The organism is Streptomyces sp. NPDC020747, assembly GCF_044334695.1.
GTDB lineage: Bacteria > Actinomycetota > Actinomycetes > Streptomycetales > Streptomycetaceae > Streptomyces.
Genome location: NZ_JBIRTJ010000019.1, coordinates 13,337 through 29,547, shown reverse-complemented (window position 1 = coordinate 29,547; position 16,211 = coordinate 13,337). Strand labels below are relative to the sequence as shown.

The following is a 16,211-nucleotide window of genomic DNA, read 5'->3' as shown; positions in this document are numbered from 1 at the left end:
GGGGGGCCTTCGCGTTCGTACGGGGGCAGGGGCGGGACGTGTCGGGCGCTGAGGGTGTGCCGGGCCGGACCACGTCAGGCATGGCGCTCACCAGCGGCAGACGACGACCCCCGCGCTCGCCCCGCTCGCGAAGCCGAACATGCCGACCAGGTCGCCTCGTTGGAGGCGGCCGGTGTCGAGGGCGGTGGCCAGTTGGAGGGGGATGGTGTTGGTCGCCACGTTGCCGTGGGTGGGGAAGGTGGTCAGGATCCGGTCCGGGTCCACGCCCACCCAGTCGCAGACGACGCGGGTGAACGGCACCGACGGCTGGTGCACGCAGACGAGGTCCAGGTCGTCGCTGTCGACGTCCAACTCCCGTAGTGCTCCCCGTACTTTGCCCGGCAGCCCGTCGAACGAGGCGGCCAACTGCGCGGAGTCGATGCGCAGATGACCGAGCCGACGGTGTTGCGCGTACGGGTTGGGCAGGGTCGCCGCCTGCCAGCCCCAGGAGTTGGCGAAGAAGCGGGAGCCGAGGATGCCCGGCCGGTCACTCGCCTCCACCAGCAGGGCGGAGCCCATGTCGCCGGTGCTGAGGCTGGGCAGTGCGGTCGACACGTCCGCCGGGTCGTCCACCGTCCAGCGGCTCTCACGGGTGCTGACCTCGGCGGTGGCCACCAGCACCCTGCGGTACTGGCCGGCCCGGATGAACGCGTCGGCGACCTCCAGCGCGTTGAGGACTCCGTTGCAGGCGTTCTTCAGGTCGAACACGGGGCACCGCAGGCCGAGCTTGTCCGCGACGACGTGGGCGGTGGCCGGCTCCTCCATGTCGGCGAGGATGCCCGCGTACAGGAGCAGGTCGACGCCGGCCGGATCGGTACCGGTGTCCGCCAGCAGGTCGCGTGCCGCGTGGACGGCCAGGTCGGAGGGCTGGTCGTGGTCGTCGGCCACGGTGCGCTCGGCCAGCCCGTACATGCGCTGGAGCACCCCGCGGGACAGCGGGTGGGTGGGGTTGCCCGCACGGAATCGGTCTTCCACCGCGGTCACGCTCTGCCGCCCCTCGGGGATGTGGACGGCCGCGTGAACGATGCTGCTGTGAACGGTCAATTGGTCATTCCTCGGTGAAGAGCAGCACGACGTTGTGCCCGCCGAACCCGAAGGACTGGCTCACGGCGGCCCGGACGCGCTGGGTACGGGCCTGGCCCGTCACACAGTCCAGGTCGAAGGCGAGGTTGCCGGGCGTGAGGTTGGCGATCGGCGGCACGGTGGAGTGCCTGATGGTCAGTGCCGTCAGCGCCGCCTCGATCGCGCCCGCGGCACCGAGACTGTGCCCGAGGACCCCCTTGGCGGCGGTGACGCTGGGGCGGTGCGGGAGCACGCGGCCGATCATCTCGGCCTCGGTCAGGTCGTTGAGGGGCGTCGAGGTGCCGTGGGCGTTGACGTGGTCGACGTCCGCGGGACACAGGTCCGCCTCCGCGAGCGCCGCCCGCAACGCGGTCTCGGCGTGAACTCCGCCTGGGGAAGGGGCAGTTGGGTGGTACGCGTCCGAGGTGAGCCCGGCCCCCGCGAGCTGGGCGTAGGCGCGTCGGCCGCGCGCCCGCGCGTCTTCCGGCCGCTCCAGTACGAGGATGGCGGCGCCCTCGGAGATCACGAAGCCGTCCCGGTCCGCCGCGAAGGGCCGTGAGGCCGCCCCGGGGTCGCCGGTGCGGGACGAGAGCGCCCCCATCCGCTGGAAGCCGGACGTGATCACCGGGGTGACGGCGGCCTCGGCGCCGCCCGCGATCGCGATGTCGCACAGGCCGGCCAGGAGCAGCTGGCGTGCCGTGGCCAGGGCGCTGGCACCGGAGGCGCAGGCGGTCTCCGTGGCCAGCGACGGGCCGCGGGCGCCCAGGTCCAGCAGCACCTCGCCCGCCGCCATGTTGGGGATCAGCATGGGCACGAGCGCGGGAGAGACCAGCTCGGGTCCGCCGTGGTGGTGGCGGAGGGTCTGGTCCTCCAGGTGCGCGGCGCCGGCCAGCCCGGACCCGATCACCACGGCGACCCGCGCGCCGTCCCAGCCGGTGGGGTCGAGGCCCGCGTCGGAGACCGCCTCGCGCGCGGCGAGTACGGCGAGCCGGGTGAAGTGCCCCATGCGCCAGGCCTTGCCGCCGCCGATGCGGGCCTGCTCCGGCGTCATCGCCGGCACGCGGCAGGAGAAGTCGACCGCGCATTCCTTGAGTTCGGGGTCCGCCGTCGCGACGGAACGACCGCGCAGGATCCCCACCCAGGTCGACTCCCGGCCGACACCGGCCGGGGTGATCAGCCCCAGGCCGGTGACGGAGACGGGCGTACTCAGGGCCGTCCTCGGCCCCGCCGTCGGACCCGCCATCAGGCCCTCCATCAGGCCCGCTTGGCGTTCAGCGCGGCGACGAGCTCGCCGACCGTGCTGTGCTTGGCCGCCTCGTCCTCCTCCACGGGGACACCCAGCTCCTCCTGCAGCGCCAGGGCGAGTTCGGCGAGGGCGAGGGAGTCGAGGTCGAGACTCTCCAGGGTGGCCTCCGGACGGATGCTCTCGGGGCTGACCTCGAACTTCTGCGTCAGTACGGCGGTTACGGCGGTCTGGGCGGGAGACATGGACGTTCCTCTCAACGGGATCAACGGGATCGACTGGATCCATGGGGCGTGAGGGCATGAGGGCATGAGGGCATGAGGGCATGAGGGCATGGAGAGACTGAGCCGATGGACGGGACCTGGGAGGGGGCAGGGAACTCGGGGGCGATGGGGTGTCAGGCGATCGGGGCCCACGCGGGCGAGGCGACCCCGTCCACGTGCGGCACGGGCGGCAGCTCCGGCCAGAGCAGGGCGGCCGAACCCCAGGTGAGCCCGGCCCCGAAGGCCGTCAGCAGTACGCGCTGTCCGCCGCGCAGTTCGCCCCGGGCCGCGGCGTCGGCCAGGGCCAGGGGGATGGAGGCGGCGCCGGTGTTCCCGACCCGCTCGATGTTGGTGACGTGCCGGTCGGCGGGTACGGGGATGCGGGCCCCGACGGCGGACAGGATCCGCGCGTTGGCCTGGTGGGCGCAGAAGTGGTCCACGTCCTCGGCCGACCAGTCCGCGTGCTTGAGCACGGTCCGGGCGGACTGGGACATGCGCGTGACCGCGTGCTGGAACACCTCCCGCCCTCGCATACGGAAGTAGCGGTCGTCGGGCCCGTAGCCGTCGGGACGGGCGCGCTCCAGCGCGCCGCCGCCGGGCACCTGGATCAGGGTGTCGCCGGAGCCGTCGCTGCCGAGGTCGAAGGCCACGACGCTGCCCGGCTCGCCCTCGGCTCCGCGCCGCAGTACGGCCGCCGCGGCACCGTCCGCGAACACGATTCCGGCGGAACGGTCCTGCGGGGCGATGAGTGTCGAGTACACCTCGGCGGCGACCAGCAGCACGCGGTCGGCGCACCCCGAGGCCAGGGCGCCGGAGGCGGTGGCGAGCCCGTAGACGAATCCGCTGCACGCGGCGGACACGTCCCATGCGGCGGCCCCGCCGAGCCCGAGGCGGGTGGCGAGCCGGGGTGCCATGGCCGGCATCGGCCGGTCGGGCGTGGAGGTGGCGACCACGACGGCGTCCACCAGCGGACGGCCGGCGACGGTCAGCGCCTTGCGAGCGGCCTCCAGCGCGAGATCGCCGGTGGCCACGCCGGGGTCGGCCCAGCGTCGCTCGCCGATGCCGCTGCGTCTGCGTACCCAGGCGTCGTCGACACCCCACGCGACGGGCAGCTCGTCGTTGGCGACCGCGTGCGGGGGGACGAAACCTGCGATGCCTTCGAGAACAGCCACTGTCACCGGGTGGCTCCACTGCGTCCGGCCGACGGCAGCGTCATCAAGAAGGGTTCGGCGCAAGGGAGTTGGAAGGTCACACAGGCCTCGATGGAGAGTGATCTTGAACGAGCGGCACGACTTTAGATCGGATCAAGATCACCCCGGGACGCGACATGATCCGAACTGATGAGCCATTCGCCCCGATTGGCCGAAAAGTGCCAGCTCAGTGGCCGGAATGCAGAAACGTCACGGCCGTTGCGCCTTTTGTTTGTCACTCGAAAGACGTCGACCACGGACGACCATTCGAGAGCCGCCTGATCGCGCCCCCTCCTGGGCCGAGAGGGGGCGGGTCGACCGGTTCTCAGTCACTGCGGGACGGCCTCATCCACGGGCCGCGCCCTACGCACGCGCTTCCGCGCTCAGCCCCCACCCCGATGCGACGCGGCTCATACGAGTTCGGGTTGCCGTTCTGGTTGTTGCGCTGGTGCCGCGCTCGGCTCCCACAGGGCGACGGTCCTCGCGTAGGCGTAGATCACCGAGGTCATCGCCAGGACGAGGAGTGGTCCGTACAGCCACGGATGCCTGGCCATCTCCAGCGGCAGGTAGCGGTAGGACACCAGGAGCGCGGCGAAGACGGTGGTGCCGTAGGCGACCAGCCGGAGCCCTGATCGGTCCCAGCCGCGGTCGTGTGCGCGGAGAGCTGCCTCGATCGTGAGCGTGAACACCACACCCGCGATGAGGTCCACGCCGTAGTGGTAGCCGAATCCCAGCGTCGCGCAGAGCGTCGCCACCAGCCAGAACGTTCCCGCGAATCGCAGAAACCGCGGACTCCTGCGGGAGTGGACGAAGATCGCGGTGGCCCACGCCGTGTGCAGGCTGGGCATGCAGTTCCGCGGGGTGATCTCGTCGAACGCCATGGGGTGCGGGGTACTGATCGGCGGCGTCGTCCGCGGCCACAGGTCGGCCACCGCCCATTGGCCGCTGGGAGGCGCTTCCGGCCACAGGCCGACCGACGACCAGTGCTCGACGCCGGTGCCGTAGGCGAAGACCGGTCCGACCACCGGGAAGATCATGTAGATGGAGGGCCCGAGGAGGCCGATCACCAGGAACGTACGCACCAGATGGTGGCGCGGGAAGCGGCGCTCGACCGCCACTTTGCGCAGTTGGTACAGCGCGACGACGACCGCGGCCACCGCGAGCTGGCCGTAGACGAGGTTGAGAAGGTTGGAGCCGATCGGGCCGCTGGCCGCGACGATCCGGCCCACCAGCCACGACGGGTTGCCCAGCGCGTGGTCGGCGGTCGCCACGTACTGGTCGAGTACTTCCGGGCGGGTCTTGGAGGTGATGAGCAGCCAGGTGTCACCGGTCTTGCGGCCGGTCACCAGCAGCAGGCCCAGCGCGACGCCCTTCAGCAGCAGGACGCGTTCCCGGCCGGTGCGGCGGGTGACGGCGATGACCGCGCAGCCCAGGATCACCCACAGCGCGCCGTTGCCGAACGGGTGGCCGTCGGTCACCTTGGCGTCCGCCGCCCAGCGGACCGCCAGGAAGACGACGTCGATACCGATGGCGGCGCCAATGGCGATGAACCGTTGCCGCCAGGTGAGTACCACCATCATCAGCGCCATGCCGGCGTACAGCAGGAAGCCGGATTTGGGGGCGAACAGCACCTCTCGCGCCTGGTTGGTGATCGGCCCCGGCTCGCCGTAGTGACGTGCGGCCATCTCCAGCGCGACAAGGAATCCGAGGCCCACGAGAGCCACCACGGCCCAGAGTGCCGCCCGTGACCGACTCCACGCGGAGAGGGAAGTCACGGAGAACGTAATTCCGCGTCTTATTCGCGAGAAGTCCCGCGATGTTATGTATCTCAATTTTCAGCCGATTTAATAGGTTTTGGTCAATGGTCGAGTGGGTTCGTTCGCCGCCTTCCCGTCGTGTCCGCTCCCTCCCTCGTGGAGAACAGCCGCCCGACGAGGGAAGACGGAAAGACTACGGTCCGGGTTCCGGCCACCCATGAAGGAGTCCGACCAGGCCGTGACACTAAAGTGATCTCGCATCTGGTGTCGGGCAGGGGAATGCGGATGGTGTTGCGCGCAGGGGACCCGGACGCCATCGGCGGATACACGCTGGAGGACCGGCTCGGCTCCGGCGGAATGGGCACGGTGTATCTGGCCCGCTCGGAATCGGGGCGCAGGACCGCGCTGAAGGTCGTGCACCAGCAGTTCGCCGACGACGAGGAATTCCGGGTGCGGTTCCAGCAGGAGGTCGCGGCTGCCCGGCGGGTGAGCGGGGCGTTCACCGCCCCGGTCGTGGACGCGGACCCGGACGCCCCGCTCCCCTGGATGGCGACCTCGTACGTGCCCGGACCCACGCTCGCCGAGCGGGTCGCGGCGGACGGTCCGCTGAACCGCGCGGAGCTGCGGCGGCTGGCGATCGGGCTGGCCGAGGCGTTGCGCGACATCCACCGCGTGGGCGTGGTGCACCGCGACCTCAAGCCCGCCAACATCGTGCTGTCCGAAGAAGGACCACGTGTCATCGACTTCGGGATATCGCGGGCGGCGGACAACAAGACCCTGACGATGACGGGGCGCGTCATGGGCACGCCGCCCTTCATGTCCCCGGAGCAGTTGAGCACCCCGCGCGAGGTGGGCCCGGAGTCGGATGTCTTCTCGCTCGCGGCGGTACTGGTGTACGCGTCCACGGGTCGTAGCCCCTTCGACGCGGACAGCCCGTACATGACGGCGTATCAAGTCGTGCACGAGCCCCCTGAGTTGGAGGGGGTGCCCGAGCCGTTGCGCGCTATCGCCGGGGACTGCCTCGGCAAGGAACCGGCGACACGGCCGGGGCTCGACCTGCTCCTGAAGCGGCTGCGAACCCTGCCCGACGAAGACGAAGACGAAGACGAAGACGAAGACGAAGACGAAGACGAAGGTGGAGACGGAGACGGAGACAGCGGCAGCGGCAGCGAGGAAGGCGGCGACGGCCTGGACTCTTCCTCCGCCGGCCGGCCCGCCCGTCAGGGGCACCCGGCTCGCCGAGCGCCCCGCGCACGCCGGGCGCTGGTGGCGGCCGGGGTCGTCGCCGCTCTCGCCGGCGCGGTCGTCGGGGCTCTCGCCGCCTTCGGGCCCACCGGCGAGCGGCGGGAAGCGGTCTCGGAGGAACGGCCGACGACGGTGGCCTCCTCGCTGCCGGCCGGCTGGAGCGCGTGGCAGCGCACGCTCCCCGAGTCGGAGTCGTCCTGGTCCTACGGCGTGACGCCGGGCGGCCCGGGACCGGTCTCCGTCGAGCAGACCCACCGCTGCGTCCGTTCCGGCTCCGGCCTCTACTGCGGCGGGCAGGGCATCGCCCTCACCCGGCTGGATCCCGCCACCGGGCGCCCCGTGTGGCCCCCACGGTCGAAGGACGGCACGAAAGACACCACGACCGAGATCATCGGGGTGTCCGAAGGCCTCGTGCAGGCCACGGTGGACGTCGACGACGGCGCGGCGACACGGCTGGAGGCGTACCGCGTCGGCGACGGCAAGCGGGAGTGGTCGACCGACATCGGCGGTACGTCCCAGGGAACCGTCTTCGTGAAAGGCCGCGGCCATGCCGTGCTCGTCCAGGACTGGGACGAGGAGACCTTCCAGGCGGTGGACGCCCGTACCGGCGACATCACATGGTCGCAGCGGATCAGCACGCGGCTGTCATGCCGCCCCCGCGTGCAGAACGGCCACCCCTACGCCCAATGCCGTCCCGTCGGCTCCGACGGCTTGGAGGGGAACGAGCTGTACGCCCTCGACCCCGGCTCGGGAAAGCCGAAACGGATCGCCGCGCTGCCGTCCCCGGCACATTTCCTGGGTACGCGGGGCGGTGAGTTCCTCTATCCGGAGGAAGGCGGGAAGGACGGCGGAGAGGACGGCTCCGCCTACACCGCCCTCGTGTTCGTCGATCCGGACAGCGGGGCGAAGCGCCGGGTGGCACTGCGCCGGCCGATCCCCAGCGAGGCGGTGGAGCCCTCGCTGGTGGGCGACACGGTGTACTTCGTACGGCAGAACGGTGAGGTCACGGCCGTCACCACCGGCGGCAAGCGGCTGTGGACACGGGCGACCGGGGTGGAGCGGCTGAGTGCGCCCACCCTCTCGACCCGGCGCGGCGCGGTGTACCTCGCCGCCCCCAGCGGCCGGGTGATCGCCCTGGACCACACCGACGGCCGCGTGCTGTGGCAGGAGAAGCCGCGCACCGATCCCGGAGGCGTCCAGGCCGACCTGGCACTCATCGGCGACGCCCTGTACGTGGTGTACGGGTGGGACACCGCCGACGTCTTCAGCATGGACGTCGGCAAACGGCCTCAGCGGGGGCGGGCCACCACGTCACCGGCCGCCACATCGCCGGCCACCACGTGACCGGAAGCCACTGACCGGACGCCACTCGACCGGCAGCCCTGCGCCTCACCGGGCCGTGGCCAGCCACGCGGCCACCCCGGCGAGGGCGACGAAGAGGATCACGTCGTCGTTCACCGGTGACATCAGCACCCGCCCGGCCGGCACCAGCGCCGCAGTGCCAGGTACAGGGCCAGGCGTGCCGAGGGTGTGTAGACGCACTCCCGTCCGAGCCGGCGCGCCATCGTCGCGGCGAGCCGCGATCCGTACGGCATCGTCACCTCTTCCGCCGCGGGGCCGCGGGGCCCTGCGCGGCCGCGCTGCCCTGCCGGTTCACGTTCCGTCGCGGGGCAGTGCCTGAGCCCGCCCCCGCCCCCGTTCCCGTGCCCGTTCCCGTGCCCGTGCCGGAACCCGTACGGCCCGTCGTACGCAGCGTGCCGACCGTCTTCAGCAGCCGGTCGGCCGGTTCCCGCAGCCGCGGATGGGCCAGGACCGTGTTCCGCAGCCCGCGCACCGGCCTGCGCCACAGCCGGTGTGCCGTGGCCACCGGGTGCGGGCGGACCGCGAAGCCTTCACCGACGCGCAGTTCGCGGGTCTTGAGCCAGTCCTTCCACTCCTTGTCGCCGCGCCCCAGGTCCATGAGCCGCACACCGTCCCGGCCGGCGGCCTCGGCCATCCGGAGGTGCATGATCAGGCCGGGCGAGTAGTAGTGGAGGTCGGGGTCGTACGCGGTGAACCACGGCGCGAACACCGTGCGCGATCTCGGCCCGAAGTGCGCGGCCACCGGCCGGTCGCCCGCGTACACCACGGACAGCACACCGGTGAAGTGCTCCTCGCGGACCTGGAACAGCTGGTCCACGAGCTCCACTATCCAAGGCCGCGCGAACCGGTCCATCCGTCCCGTCCTGCGGTACTGGGCGGACTTCCACCGCATGAGCGTGCGCAGCGCCCCCGGATCGCGCTCGTCGAAGACGAACCGCATCTCGCCCAGGTCGCGCCCCAGCCGGCGTTCCTTCTTCAGCGTCGTCTTGGCCAGCCCCGGGTACGCGCCGCGCAGCCACTCCGGGTAGCCCGTGTCGTCGCCGTCCTTCAGGTCGATGGCCGGTGAGGCGAACGTCCCCGTGACGTAGGCCCCGAAGGGCTTCTGCTCCTCCACGAGGTGGTCGAACTCGAACACGGACAGCCCGCAGGCCCGCAGCAGTTCCCGGGTGTCCCAGGTGACGCCGGGCCGGTGCACGAGGGCCTGGGCGTCGGAGAGACCGAGCCCGATGGCCCGGCCCACCCCTAAGGCGTTGCGCTCGTACGGGAGGAAGCCGACGGCCTCTCCGCCCTCGTGCAGGACCGCCACCCGCGCCCCGCCGCGGTGCCGGCCGATCCCCGCCGCGAACTCCGGTGCCAGGAAAGGGTTCGCGTAGTCCGGTGACTCGTCCATCGCGCGGTGCCAGGCCCGGCGCAGTGGGATGCTCAGTTCCTCGGGTCTGTGGATCGTGATGGTGCTCATGGACCGCACGGGCGCCCCCCCATTCCCCCATGACGCGCTCTCCGCGTCCTCCCCCGCCTCGAACTGTTCGGCGGGGCTCAAACGTCGCGAAACAGTACGCACACTGTCAAGGGTGGTGTGAGTAATGGAAGCGTCACGGATCGGACGACCCGGTCCGCACCCGGTCCGCACCCGGTCCTCCCCGGGACGAGCCGCCGCCGACCACCGCCCGCCTCAGCTGAATCGGTGCCCTGATTGCCCTACAGTGTGAGGATCTTGTGATGTCAACAACGGGGGCACATCATGGCGCTGTTCGGAAACGCGCACACCGTCGATCCGGCGAAGGCCCAGCACGACTACGCGCGACTGCTCGGGCAGGACGAGCAGGTGTACGCGGCGTACCTGCTGATACGTGACACCATCCTCTTCACCGACCGCCGTCTCATCCTGGTCGACAAGCAGGGCATCACCGGCAAGAAGACGGAGTACCACTCCGTCCCCTACCGCAGCATCACCCACTTCTCCGTCGAGACCGCGGGCCACTTCGACCTCGACGCCGAACTGAAGATCTGGATCTCCGGCACCCCGGCCCCGATCCAGAAGACCTTCACCAAGGGCGTGGACATCTACGAAGTGCAGGCGATCCTCACGCAGTTCGTGGCGCGCTAGCCGGGCGAGGTGCGGGGCGCAGCCCCGGTACCAGGCTCACCGTCACGGCGATCGACACCAGCGCCATCACCGTCATCGCCGTGGCCGGTGAGGTCAGTTGGGCCGTCGCGCCCGCCAGGGCCGCCCCCACCCCCTGCATCGTCAGCATGCCGGACGAGTGCAACCCCAGTGCGTGGCCGGACAGTTCGGGCGGAGTCACGGCCATGAGGCGCTCCTGCTGCAGAAGGCTCGCCGCGAAGCCGGCCGAGGCCAGGGTGGCGAGGGCCGCCGCCAGGAAGGGCCCCGGACGCAGGACGAAGAGCACGTACGGGGCCGCCAGCAGCAGGAGCAGCGGCACGCCCAGTCCCGGGCGCAGACGGGACGGCACGAAGCGGGCCACCGCCACGTCTCCGGCGAGCATGCCCAGGGCCGCGCAGGCGAAGAGCAGGCCCGCGTGGTCGGGGGCGTACGAGACATAGAGGGACTCGCAGCCGACGATCAGGCCGTTGGGGATCCAGAGGGCCAGGAACAGATGGCGGCGCGGGCTGGAGGCGAGCAGAGTCGCGTTCGTGCGCCGGGTCTCGCGCACCGACGGGCGGCCCGTGGCTCTCGGCGGGCGGGCGGGCGGTCAGGGCGAGGCGGGACACCGCGGCGGCCGTCGCGTACAGGGCCGCCGCCGTGAGCAGCGTGCCGCGCGGGGACAGCAACGCGAGGAGGACGCCTCCGGCCGCGAACCCCACGACCTGGGTGATCCCGTTCGCCATGTTGAAGACCGAGCGGCCGACGATGTAGCCGTCCTTGATGTAGCCGTCCTCGCGCAGGATCTCGTTCAGCAGGCCCCAGCGGACCCCGCCGCCCAGGGACGCCACCAGGCCCAGTACGAGGATCAGGGCGAAGGTCCCCCACAGGGGCAGCGGGGCCGCGAGTGCCGCCGTGCCCGCCGCGAACGCCAGCGCGGTGCCCGTCAGCGTGGCGCGGGGCGGCAGCCGGTCGGCCGCCGACAGGAGCGTGGTCGCGCCCAGCACCTGGGCCAGTGACGGGCCGAACATGCTCAGGGCCGACAGCAGGGGCGAGTCCGTGGCCCGGTAGACCAGCGTGCCGAGCGCCAGACCGCTCATCGTCTGGGCGGCCACCTGCGCCGAGGAGGCCAGGAAGAGAGGGGTGAACTCCGGGGTGCGGAAGAGGGACCGGTATGTCGTGGGCATGTCCCGGAGTCTCGGACCGGGGCCGGAGCGGCCGGTAGAGTTTCGCGCCTGAGCGAAACAAACGGCCGGGCCGGCGGTCGGAAGCCGACGGAACCGACAGCGAACGAACACCGGGGAGGCCGTCGAAGTGGGCTGGTGGCAGGTCAACGCCGACACCCTGGCGGGCAGCCGGTTCGTGCTCTCGCCGCTCGCCGAGACCTTCGCCTGTCTGAAGGCGCTGCGGGCGGGGACGGCCGCGCACCCGGGCGAGCGGGCCTGGCTGGAAGCCCACCTGCCGGACCACGACCGACAGCTGGCCGCCGATCCCGTCACCGCCGCCCTGGTCCGGGCCGGGCTCGGGCCCGAGTGGATCGCCGACTTCCTCACGCCCACCCCGCGCGGCGAGGAGGACTTCGAAACCGAGGTCGCCCGCGTGCGCGAGACCTCCCCCGAGGCGGCCCGCGGCCACCTCGCCGTCGCCCTGCGCGGCCCGCTCCCCCGCATCCTCCAGAACCGCGACGACCTCCCCGCCCGCGCCGCCGACCTGCTCACCCACGTCTGGACCGAGGCCGTACGCCCCTACTGGCCCCGTCGCCGTCGCGTGCTCGAAGCCGATGTCGTCGCCCGCACCGCCCAGTTGAGCCAGGGCGGCTGGGCGGCGGCCCTCGACGCGATGCGGCCGGGCATGCGCTGGCTCGGCGAGAACCGGCTGCAGATCAACCTCCACGAGTACCCGCCCCGCGAGATCTCGGGCGCCGAGCTCATCTTCGTACCCGTAACGCCGCAGCGGCACGGCTGGGTGTCGTGGGAGGAGCCCGACCGGTACGCGGTCGTGTACCCGTGCTCAGGGGCGCTCGCGGACACCGGGCCGACGGCCACGGGCGCCCCCGAGAGTCTCAGCCGGCTGCTCGGGGCGGCACGGGCGGGCGTTCTCGTCCTGCTCGACTCCCCGATGAGTACGAGCCAGGTGGTGGCCGTCACCGGGCAGGGGCTCGGTTCGGTCGGCCGCCATCTCAAGGTCCTGCTCGACGCCCGGCTCGTCGAGCGGCGGCGCTCCGGGCGGTCCGTCCTCTACTACCGCGCTCCCGCGGGCGAGGTGCTCGTCGGGGCCCAGGGCGACCGGGGCGCCGCCCGGGCCCCCTCGGAGCGGAGTTAGCATCCGTTTATGACTACTGACTCAGTTCTCGACGTCGACATCGATGCCCTGAAGGGCGGTTCCGCGGACCTCGGCCAGTACAAGGGCAAGGCCGTGCTCATCGTCAACGTGGCCTCCAAGTGCGGGCTCACCCCTCAGTACGGCGGCCTGGAGCGGCTGCAGGAGCGGTTCGCCGCACAGGGCTTCACCGTGCTCGGGGTGCCCTGCAACCAGTTCATGGGCCAGGAGCCCGGCACGTCCGAGGAGATCGCGGAGTTCTGCTCGGCGACATACGGCGTGACCTTCCCGATGACCGAGAAGGTCGACGTGAACGGGGACGGGCGGCACACGCTGTACGAGCGGCTCACCGGTTTCGCGGACGGCGAGGGGCACAGCGGTGACATCCGCTGGAACTTCGAGAAGTTCCTGATCGGCCGCGACGGCACGGTGGTCGCCCGCTTCTCGCCGCAGACCGAGCCGGAGTCGGCCGAGGTCGTGGCGGCCGTGGAGGCACTCGTCGCCTGACGCGGCGGCTCCCACCGGTTCACCGGTTGACCTTGCCCCTGGGGCAAGGGGCACCGTCCTCCCCGCCGGGCGGCAGTCGCCCGGTGACGGAGGATGGGCCCGTGGAACCCGTGACCGACACGACCGACGCGTTGCCCCCGGCCGAGGGCCTGCTCACGATCGGCGCGTTCGCCGCCCGTGCGCGGCTCTCGCCGAAGGCCCTGCGGCTGTACGACCGGCTGGGCCTGCTGCGCCCCGCGCACGTCGACGACACGACCGGCTACCGCTACTACCGCGTCGCCCAGGTCGAACGGGCCCGTCTGGTCTTCCTGCTGCGCGGACTCGACATGCCGCTCGCCCGGATCGCCGAGGTCGTGGAGCGCCAGGAGACCGACGGGCAGGCGGCCGCGGACCTCGTGAGCGCCTACTGGGCGGACGTCGAGGAACGCCTCGCCGGGCAGCGGACACTCGCGCACTACCTCCGTGGACGGCTTTCCGGAAGGAGTTCCGAGTTGTACGCGACATTCGAGGTCCACACCGTGGACGTACCGGAGCAGTGGGTCATCACCGAGAAGCGGCACACCCTCGTGGAGGAGCTGCCCGTCTGGATCCCGGCGTCACTGGGCCGGCTGGAGGCGGCGGCGGAGGAGTGCGGCGGCACGACGGGCGTGCCGTTCGTCGTCTACCACGCCGAGGTCTCTCAGGAGAGCGACGGTCCGGTCGAGTCCTGCGTCCCCGTCGCCGACCCGGAGGCCGCCCGCAGCTGGGCCGCCCGGCACGCCCGCGCCTGGAACACGACGGCCCGCCTCGAACCCGCCCACCGCATCGCCTACACCCGCATCACCAAGGCCCAGGTCGCCAACCCCCAGATCCACGCCGCCTACGAGGCCGTGGAAGCCTGGCTGACCAACCAGAACCTCCCCTACGCGGGCCCCTGCCGAGAGATCTACTTCACGGACTGGGACGACGCGGGCCCGGAGGACGAGGTGTGCGACGTGGCGTTCCCGATAGCCCCGTAGGGGCTTTTCAGGGGCGCGGGGCACTGCGCGGAAGGGCTACCCACCACTCCCTCGGACGGCGTCCCTCATCTCCTCAGGACACCCCGTCCCCCGAGGCAGTTGATAAGGCGCGGCCAAGCGATACGTACCGGCCCGCGGAGCGAGCAGCTCGGTCCACCTGTCCCCGTTGACGTCCTCCTCCGTCTCCATCAGGCACCCGTTGACGTTCTCGTACGTCTTCGGCGTCTCCTCGTCGTCCTCCCGCAGCCGCTTCGACTCCTCGGTCTCCCGCGGCGGCTTGACGCTCTTGCCCTCCGCGTCGACGAGCCCGAGCCACGGCGAGTAGGGGATCCGGATGAGCACCCGCCCCGCCCGCTTCACCTCGATCGTCAGCTCGCCCTGCTCGGCGCGGTCGACGACGGCGGGCGGGTCGGCCATCGGGGTGGGGTCGGTGACCTGGAAGAGCTGCCAGTTGGCGTCGCCCCAGACCTGCTTCAGATACGGCATCCCGCGCTGCACGAGCTCCCGCTCCCGCTCACCGCCGTCACCGTCGGGCTCACCCTTGGGGACGACGACGAAGTGGACGGCCCAGCGCCGCAGCCACTCGTGGTAGTTCGCGGAGTTGAGGGTGTCGTCGTAGAAGAGGGGATTGCGCTCCATGTCCGCCTGACGGTTCCAGCCGCGGGCGAGGTTGACGTACGGGGCGAGGGCGGACGCCTCCCGGTGGGAACGGGCCGGTACGACCTCGACGCGGCCCTTCTCGGCGCCGGCGACCTGGAGCTGGTTGACCAGCGGGGCCAGTTCGCGGGCCCAGGAGGCCGCGGGAGTCGTGTGCACGATGTCGTCCACGGCCTTGTAGCCGACCCAGACGTTCATGCCCACGAAGGCGACGACGATCGTGTACCACTTGCGCGAGCGCGGCACCGTGAAGGGCAGCGCGGCGATCAGCACGACCCCCGCCAGAAGCATGGGCAGGCGGCTGATGTTGGAGCCGATCTGCGAGCTGATCAGCCAGACGAGGAGGACGGAGAGGCCGTACACCGCCGCCGTGATCCGGACCGTCTTCCACTCCTTGGGGACGAGGAGGAAGACGAACACCGAGTACGTGAACGGCAGCAGGACCGAGGCGAACAGCATCGGCTGCGTACCGGAGAAGGGGAACAGCCAGGCGGAGACGCCCACGACGGCGGCGGGCGCGAGGCCCAGCGCGTACGCGCCCGGGCGGCGCTTCTGCAGGAACAGCGCCACCGCGACGAAGCCCACGAAGAGCCCGGCCACGGGTGACGCGGCGGTCGCGAGCGCGGCGAGAGGGGCGGCGCACAGGGCCTTGGCCCAGCGTTTGTAGCGCCAGCGGTACGGCCAACAGAAGACGACGGCGGTCGCGCCGAGCGCGAAGACCATGCCGAGGCCGAAGGTCACCCGTCCCGAGATCGCGTTGCACAGCAGCGCGAACACTCCGGCGAGGGACGGCCACACCGGGTTCCGTACGGTCCTGGTGCGCATCAGGATCAGTGTGAGCAGCCCTGCGGAGATCGTCCCCGCGATCATCAGCGTCGTCCGCACGCCGAGCACGGCCATCAGATACGGCGACACCACGCTGTACGACACCGGGTGCATCCCGCCGTACCAGGCCAGGTTGTACGCCGAACCCGGGTTCCGCCCGACGAACTCGGCCCACGCGTCCTGCGCCGCGAGGTCGCCCCCGCTGTTCGCGAACGTGAAGAACCAGATGACGTGGAGGATGCCGGAGAGTGCGGTGGCGAGGATCGCGGGGTGCCGGAGGAAGCGGTGGAGACGAGTGGTCTCGTGAACGCCGTCGGGGTCCGCGCGATGCTCGCCGCCCCCGGAGTCCGTGTCGTTCTCGGGGCTCTCCGGACCCTCAGGACCCTCGGGGTTCTCGGGCGGCTCGGAGGCGTCGGCCGGCCCGGGGCGTTCAACGTCCCGCGTACGCAGCCTTATTCGCTGCCCGGCTCCTTGGCCCGGCTCGGCGTCGTCGGCGTGCGTCGGCTCCGCTGTCGCCACGTGAAGGCACTCCCGTGTCCCGTTGTCTCGTTGCTCGGCCGGGCCCCGCGGCGGGCGACCTTGCCCTTCTCGCGACGCTAGCACGCACCCCGGCCCGGAGCGCCGGGGCGGTACTCCGTCG

At 71.5% G+C, this 16,211-nt stretch carries 12 protein-coding genes and 2 pseudogenes; 5 read left to right on the top strand and 9 right to left on the bottom strand.

The window, feature by feature from the left end:
• Positions 1–87 precede the first annotated feature (87 nt).
• The 5 genes from ACH4YP_RS39160 to ACH4YP_RS39140 all read right to left on the bottom strand — a co-directional run bounded on the left by ACH4YP_RS39160 (position 88) and on the right by ACH4YP_RS39140 (position 5,482).
• Complete coding sequence (locus tag ACH4YP_RS39160; protein ID WP_398495814.1) at positions 88–1,083, bottom strand: 3-oxoacyl-ACP synthase III family protein; 996 nt, start codon at positions 1,081–1,083, stop codon at positions 88–90.
• Positions 1,084–1,087: 4 nt separating this feature from the next.
• Complete coding sequence (locus ACH4YP_RS39155; RefSeq protein ID WP_361065052.1) at positions 1,088–2,344, bottom strand: beta-ketoacyl-[acyl-carrier-protein] synthase family protein; 1,257 nt, start codon at positions 2,342–2,344, stop codon at positions 1,088–1,090.
• Positions 2,345–2,355: 11 nt separating this feature from the next.
• Positions 2,356–2,589, bottom strand: a complete 234-nt coding sequence (locus tag ACH4YP_RS39150) for an acyl carrier protein (RefSeq protein WP_055618755.1) — start codon at positions 2,587–2,589, stop codon at positions 2,356–2,358.
• Positions 2,590–2,741: 152 nt separating this feature from the next.
• The gene (locus tag ACH4YP_RS39145) at positions 2,742–3,785 is read right to left on the bottom strand and encodes a beta-ketoacyl-ACP synthase III (protein ID WP_398495811.1); all 1,044 of its coding nucleotides are present in this window, start codon (positions 3,783–3,785) and stop codon (positions 2,742–2,744) included.
• A gap of 422 nt (positions 3,786–4,207) precedes the next feature.
• Entirely contained in the window at positions 4,208–5,482 is a 1,275-nt protein-coding gene (locus tag ACH4YP_RS39140; protein ID WP_398496013.1) for a phosphatase PAP2 family protein, read from the bottom strand.
• Between the two features lie 357 nt (positions 5,483–5,839).
• Here ACH4YP_RS39140 and ACH4YP_RS39135 point away from each other — a divergent pair, with 357 nt between their 5' ends.
• The gene (locus tag ACH4YP_RS39135) at positions 5,840–8,143 is read left to right on the top strand and encodes a protein kinase (protein WP_398495809.1); all 2,304 of its coding nucleotides are present in this window, start codon (positions 5,840–5,842) and stop codon (positions 8,141–8,143) included.
• 78 nt (positions 8,144–8,221) lie between these two features.
• Here the strand turns inward: ACH4YP_RS39135 and ACH4YP_RS39130 are convergent.
• Together ACH4YP_RS39130 and ACH4YP_RS39125 are read right to left on the bottom strand one after the other, a co-directional pair.
• Positions 8,222–8,394, bottom strand: a pseudogene (locus ACH4YP_RS39130) (DegT/DnrJ/EryC1/StrS aminotransferase family protein); the annotation flags it as partial.
• Positions 8,395–8,396: 2 nt separating this feature from the next.
• Positions 8,397–9,620 carry a GNAT family N-acetyltransferase gene (locus tag ACH4YP_RS39125; protein ID WP_398495807.1) on the bottom strand — a complete coding sequence of 408 codons (1,224 nt, stop codon included), beginning with the start codon at positions 9,618–9,620 and terminating at the stop codon, positions 8,397–8,399.
• A gap of 282 nt (positions 9,621–9,902) precedes the next feature.
• Here ACH4YP_RS39125 and ACH4YP_RS39120 point away from each other — a divergent pair, with 282 nt between their 5' ends.
• Positions 9,903–10,268, top strand: a complete 366-nt coding sequence (locus ACH4YP_RS39120) for a PH domain-containing protein (RefSeq protein WP_361065037.1) — start codon at positions 9,903–9,905, stop codon at positions 10,266–10,268.
• Here ACH4YP_RS39120 and ACH4YP_RS39115 read toward each other — a convergent pair.
• Positions 10,246–11,452, bottom strand: a pseudogene (locus tag ACH4YP_RS39115) (MFS transporter). The gene ACH4YP_RS39120 and the pseudogene ACH4YP_RS39115 overlap by 23 nt on opposite strands.
• A gap of 127 nt (positions 11,453–11,579) precedes the next feature.
• On the opposite strand from ACH4YP_RS39115, the gene ACH4YP_RS39110 reads away from it, so the two are divergent.
• The 3 genes from ACH4YP_RS39110 (at position 11,580) to ACH4YP_RS39100 (ending at position 14,089) form a co-directional block, all read left to right on the top strand.
• A complete protein-coding gene (locus ACH4YP_RS39110) occupies positions 11,580–12,587 on the top strand; it encodes a helix-turn-helix domain-containing protein (protein WP_361065032.1) in 1,008 nt (335 codons plus the stop codon).
• A 9-nt stretch (positions 12,588–12,596) separates the two neighbouring features.
• Positions 12,597–13,091, top strand: a complete 495-nt coding sequence (locus ACH4YP_RS39105; protein ID WP_398495805.1) for a glutathione peroxidase — start codon at positions 12,597–12,599, stop codon at positions 13,089–13,091.
• A gap of 101 nt (positions 13,092–13,192) precedes the next feature.
• Positions 13,193–14,089: a MerR family transcriptional regulator gene (locus ACH4YP_RS39100; RefSeq protein ID WP_398495803.1), complete on the top strand. Its 897-nt coding sequence runs from the start codon at positions 13,193–13,195 to the stop codon at positions 14,087–14,089.
• A gap of 36 nt (positions 14,090–14,125) precedes the next feature.
• Here the strand turns inward: ACH4YP_RS39100 and ACH4YP_RS39095 are convergent, their stop codons facing one another.
• A complete protein-coding gene (locus tag ACH4YP_RS39095) occupies positions 14,126–16,090 on the bottom strand; it encodes an MFS transporter (protein WP_398495801.1) in 1,965 nt (654 codons plus the stop codon).
• Positions 16,091–16,211: the final 121 nt, after the last annotated feature.

Coding starts and splice junctions, on each gene's coding strand:
- ACH4YP_RS39155 (WP_361065052.1), bottom strand. CDS start 2,344: ATGGCGGGTCCGACGGCGGGGCCGAGGACGGCCCTGAGTACGCCCGTC.
- ACH4YP_RS39150 (WP_055618755.1), bottom strand. CDS start 2,589: ATGTCTCCCGCCCAGACCGCCGTAACCGCCGTACTGACGCAGAAGTTC.
- ACH4YP_RS39140 (WP_398496013.1), bottom strand. CDS start 5,482: ATGGCCGCACGTCACTACGGCGAGCCGGGGCCGATCACCAACCAGGCG.
- ACH4YP_RS39135 (WP_398495809.1), top strand. CDS start 5,840: ATGGTGTTGCGCGCAGGGGACCCGGACGCCATCGGCGGATACACGCTG.
- ACH4YP_RS39125 (WP_398495807.1), bottom strand. CDS start 9,620: ATGAGCACCATCACGATCCACAGACCCGAGGAACTGAGCATCCCACTG.
- ACH4YP_RS39120 (WP_361065037.1), top strand. CDS start 9,903: ATGGCGCTGTTCGGAAACGCGCACACCGTCGATCCGGCGAAGGCCCAG.
- ACH4YP_RS39105 (WP_398495805.1), top strand. CDS start 12,597: ATGACTACTGACTCAGTTCTCGACGTCGACATCGATGCCCTGAAGGGC.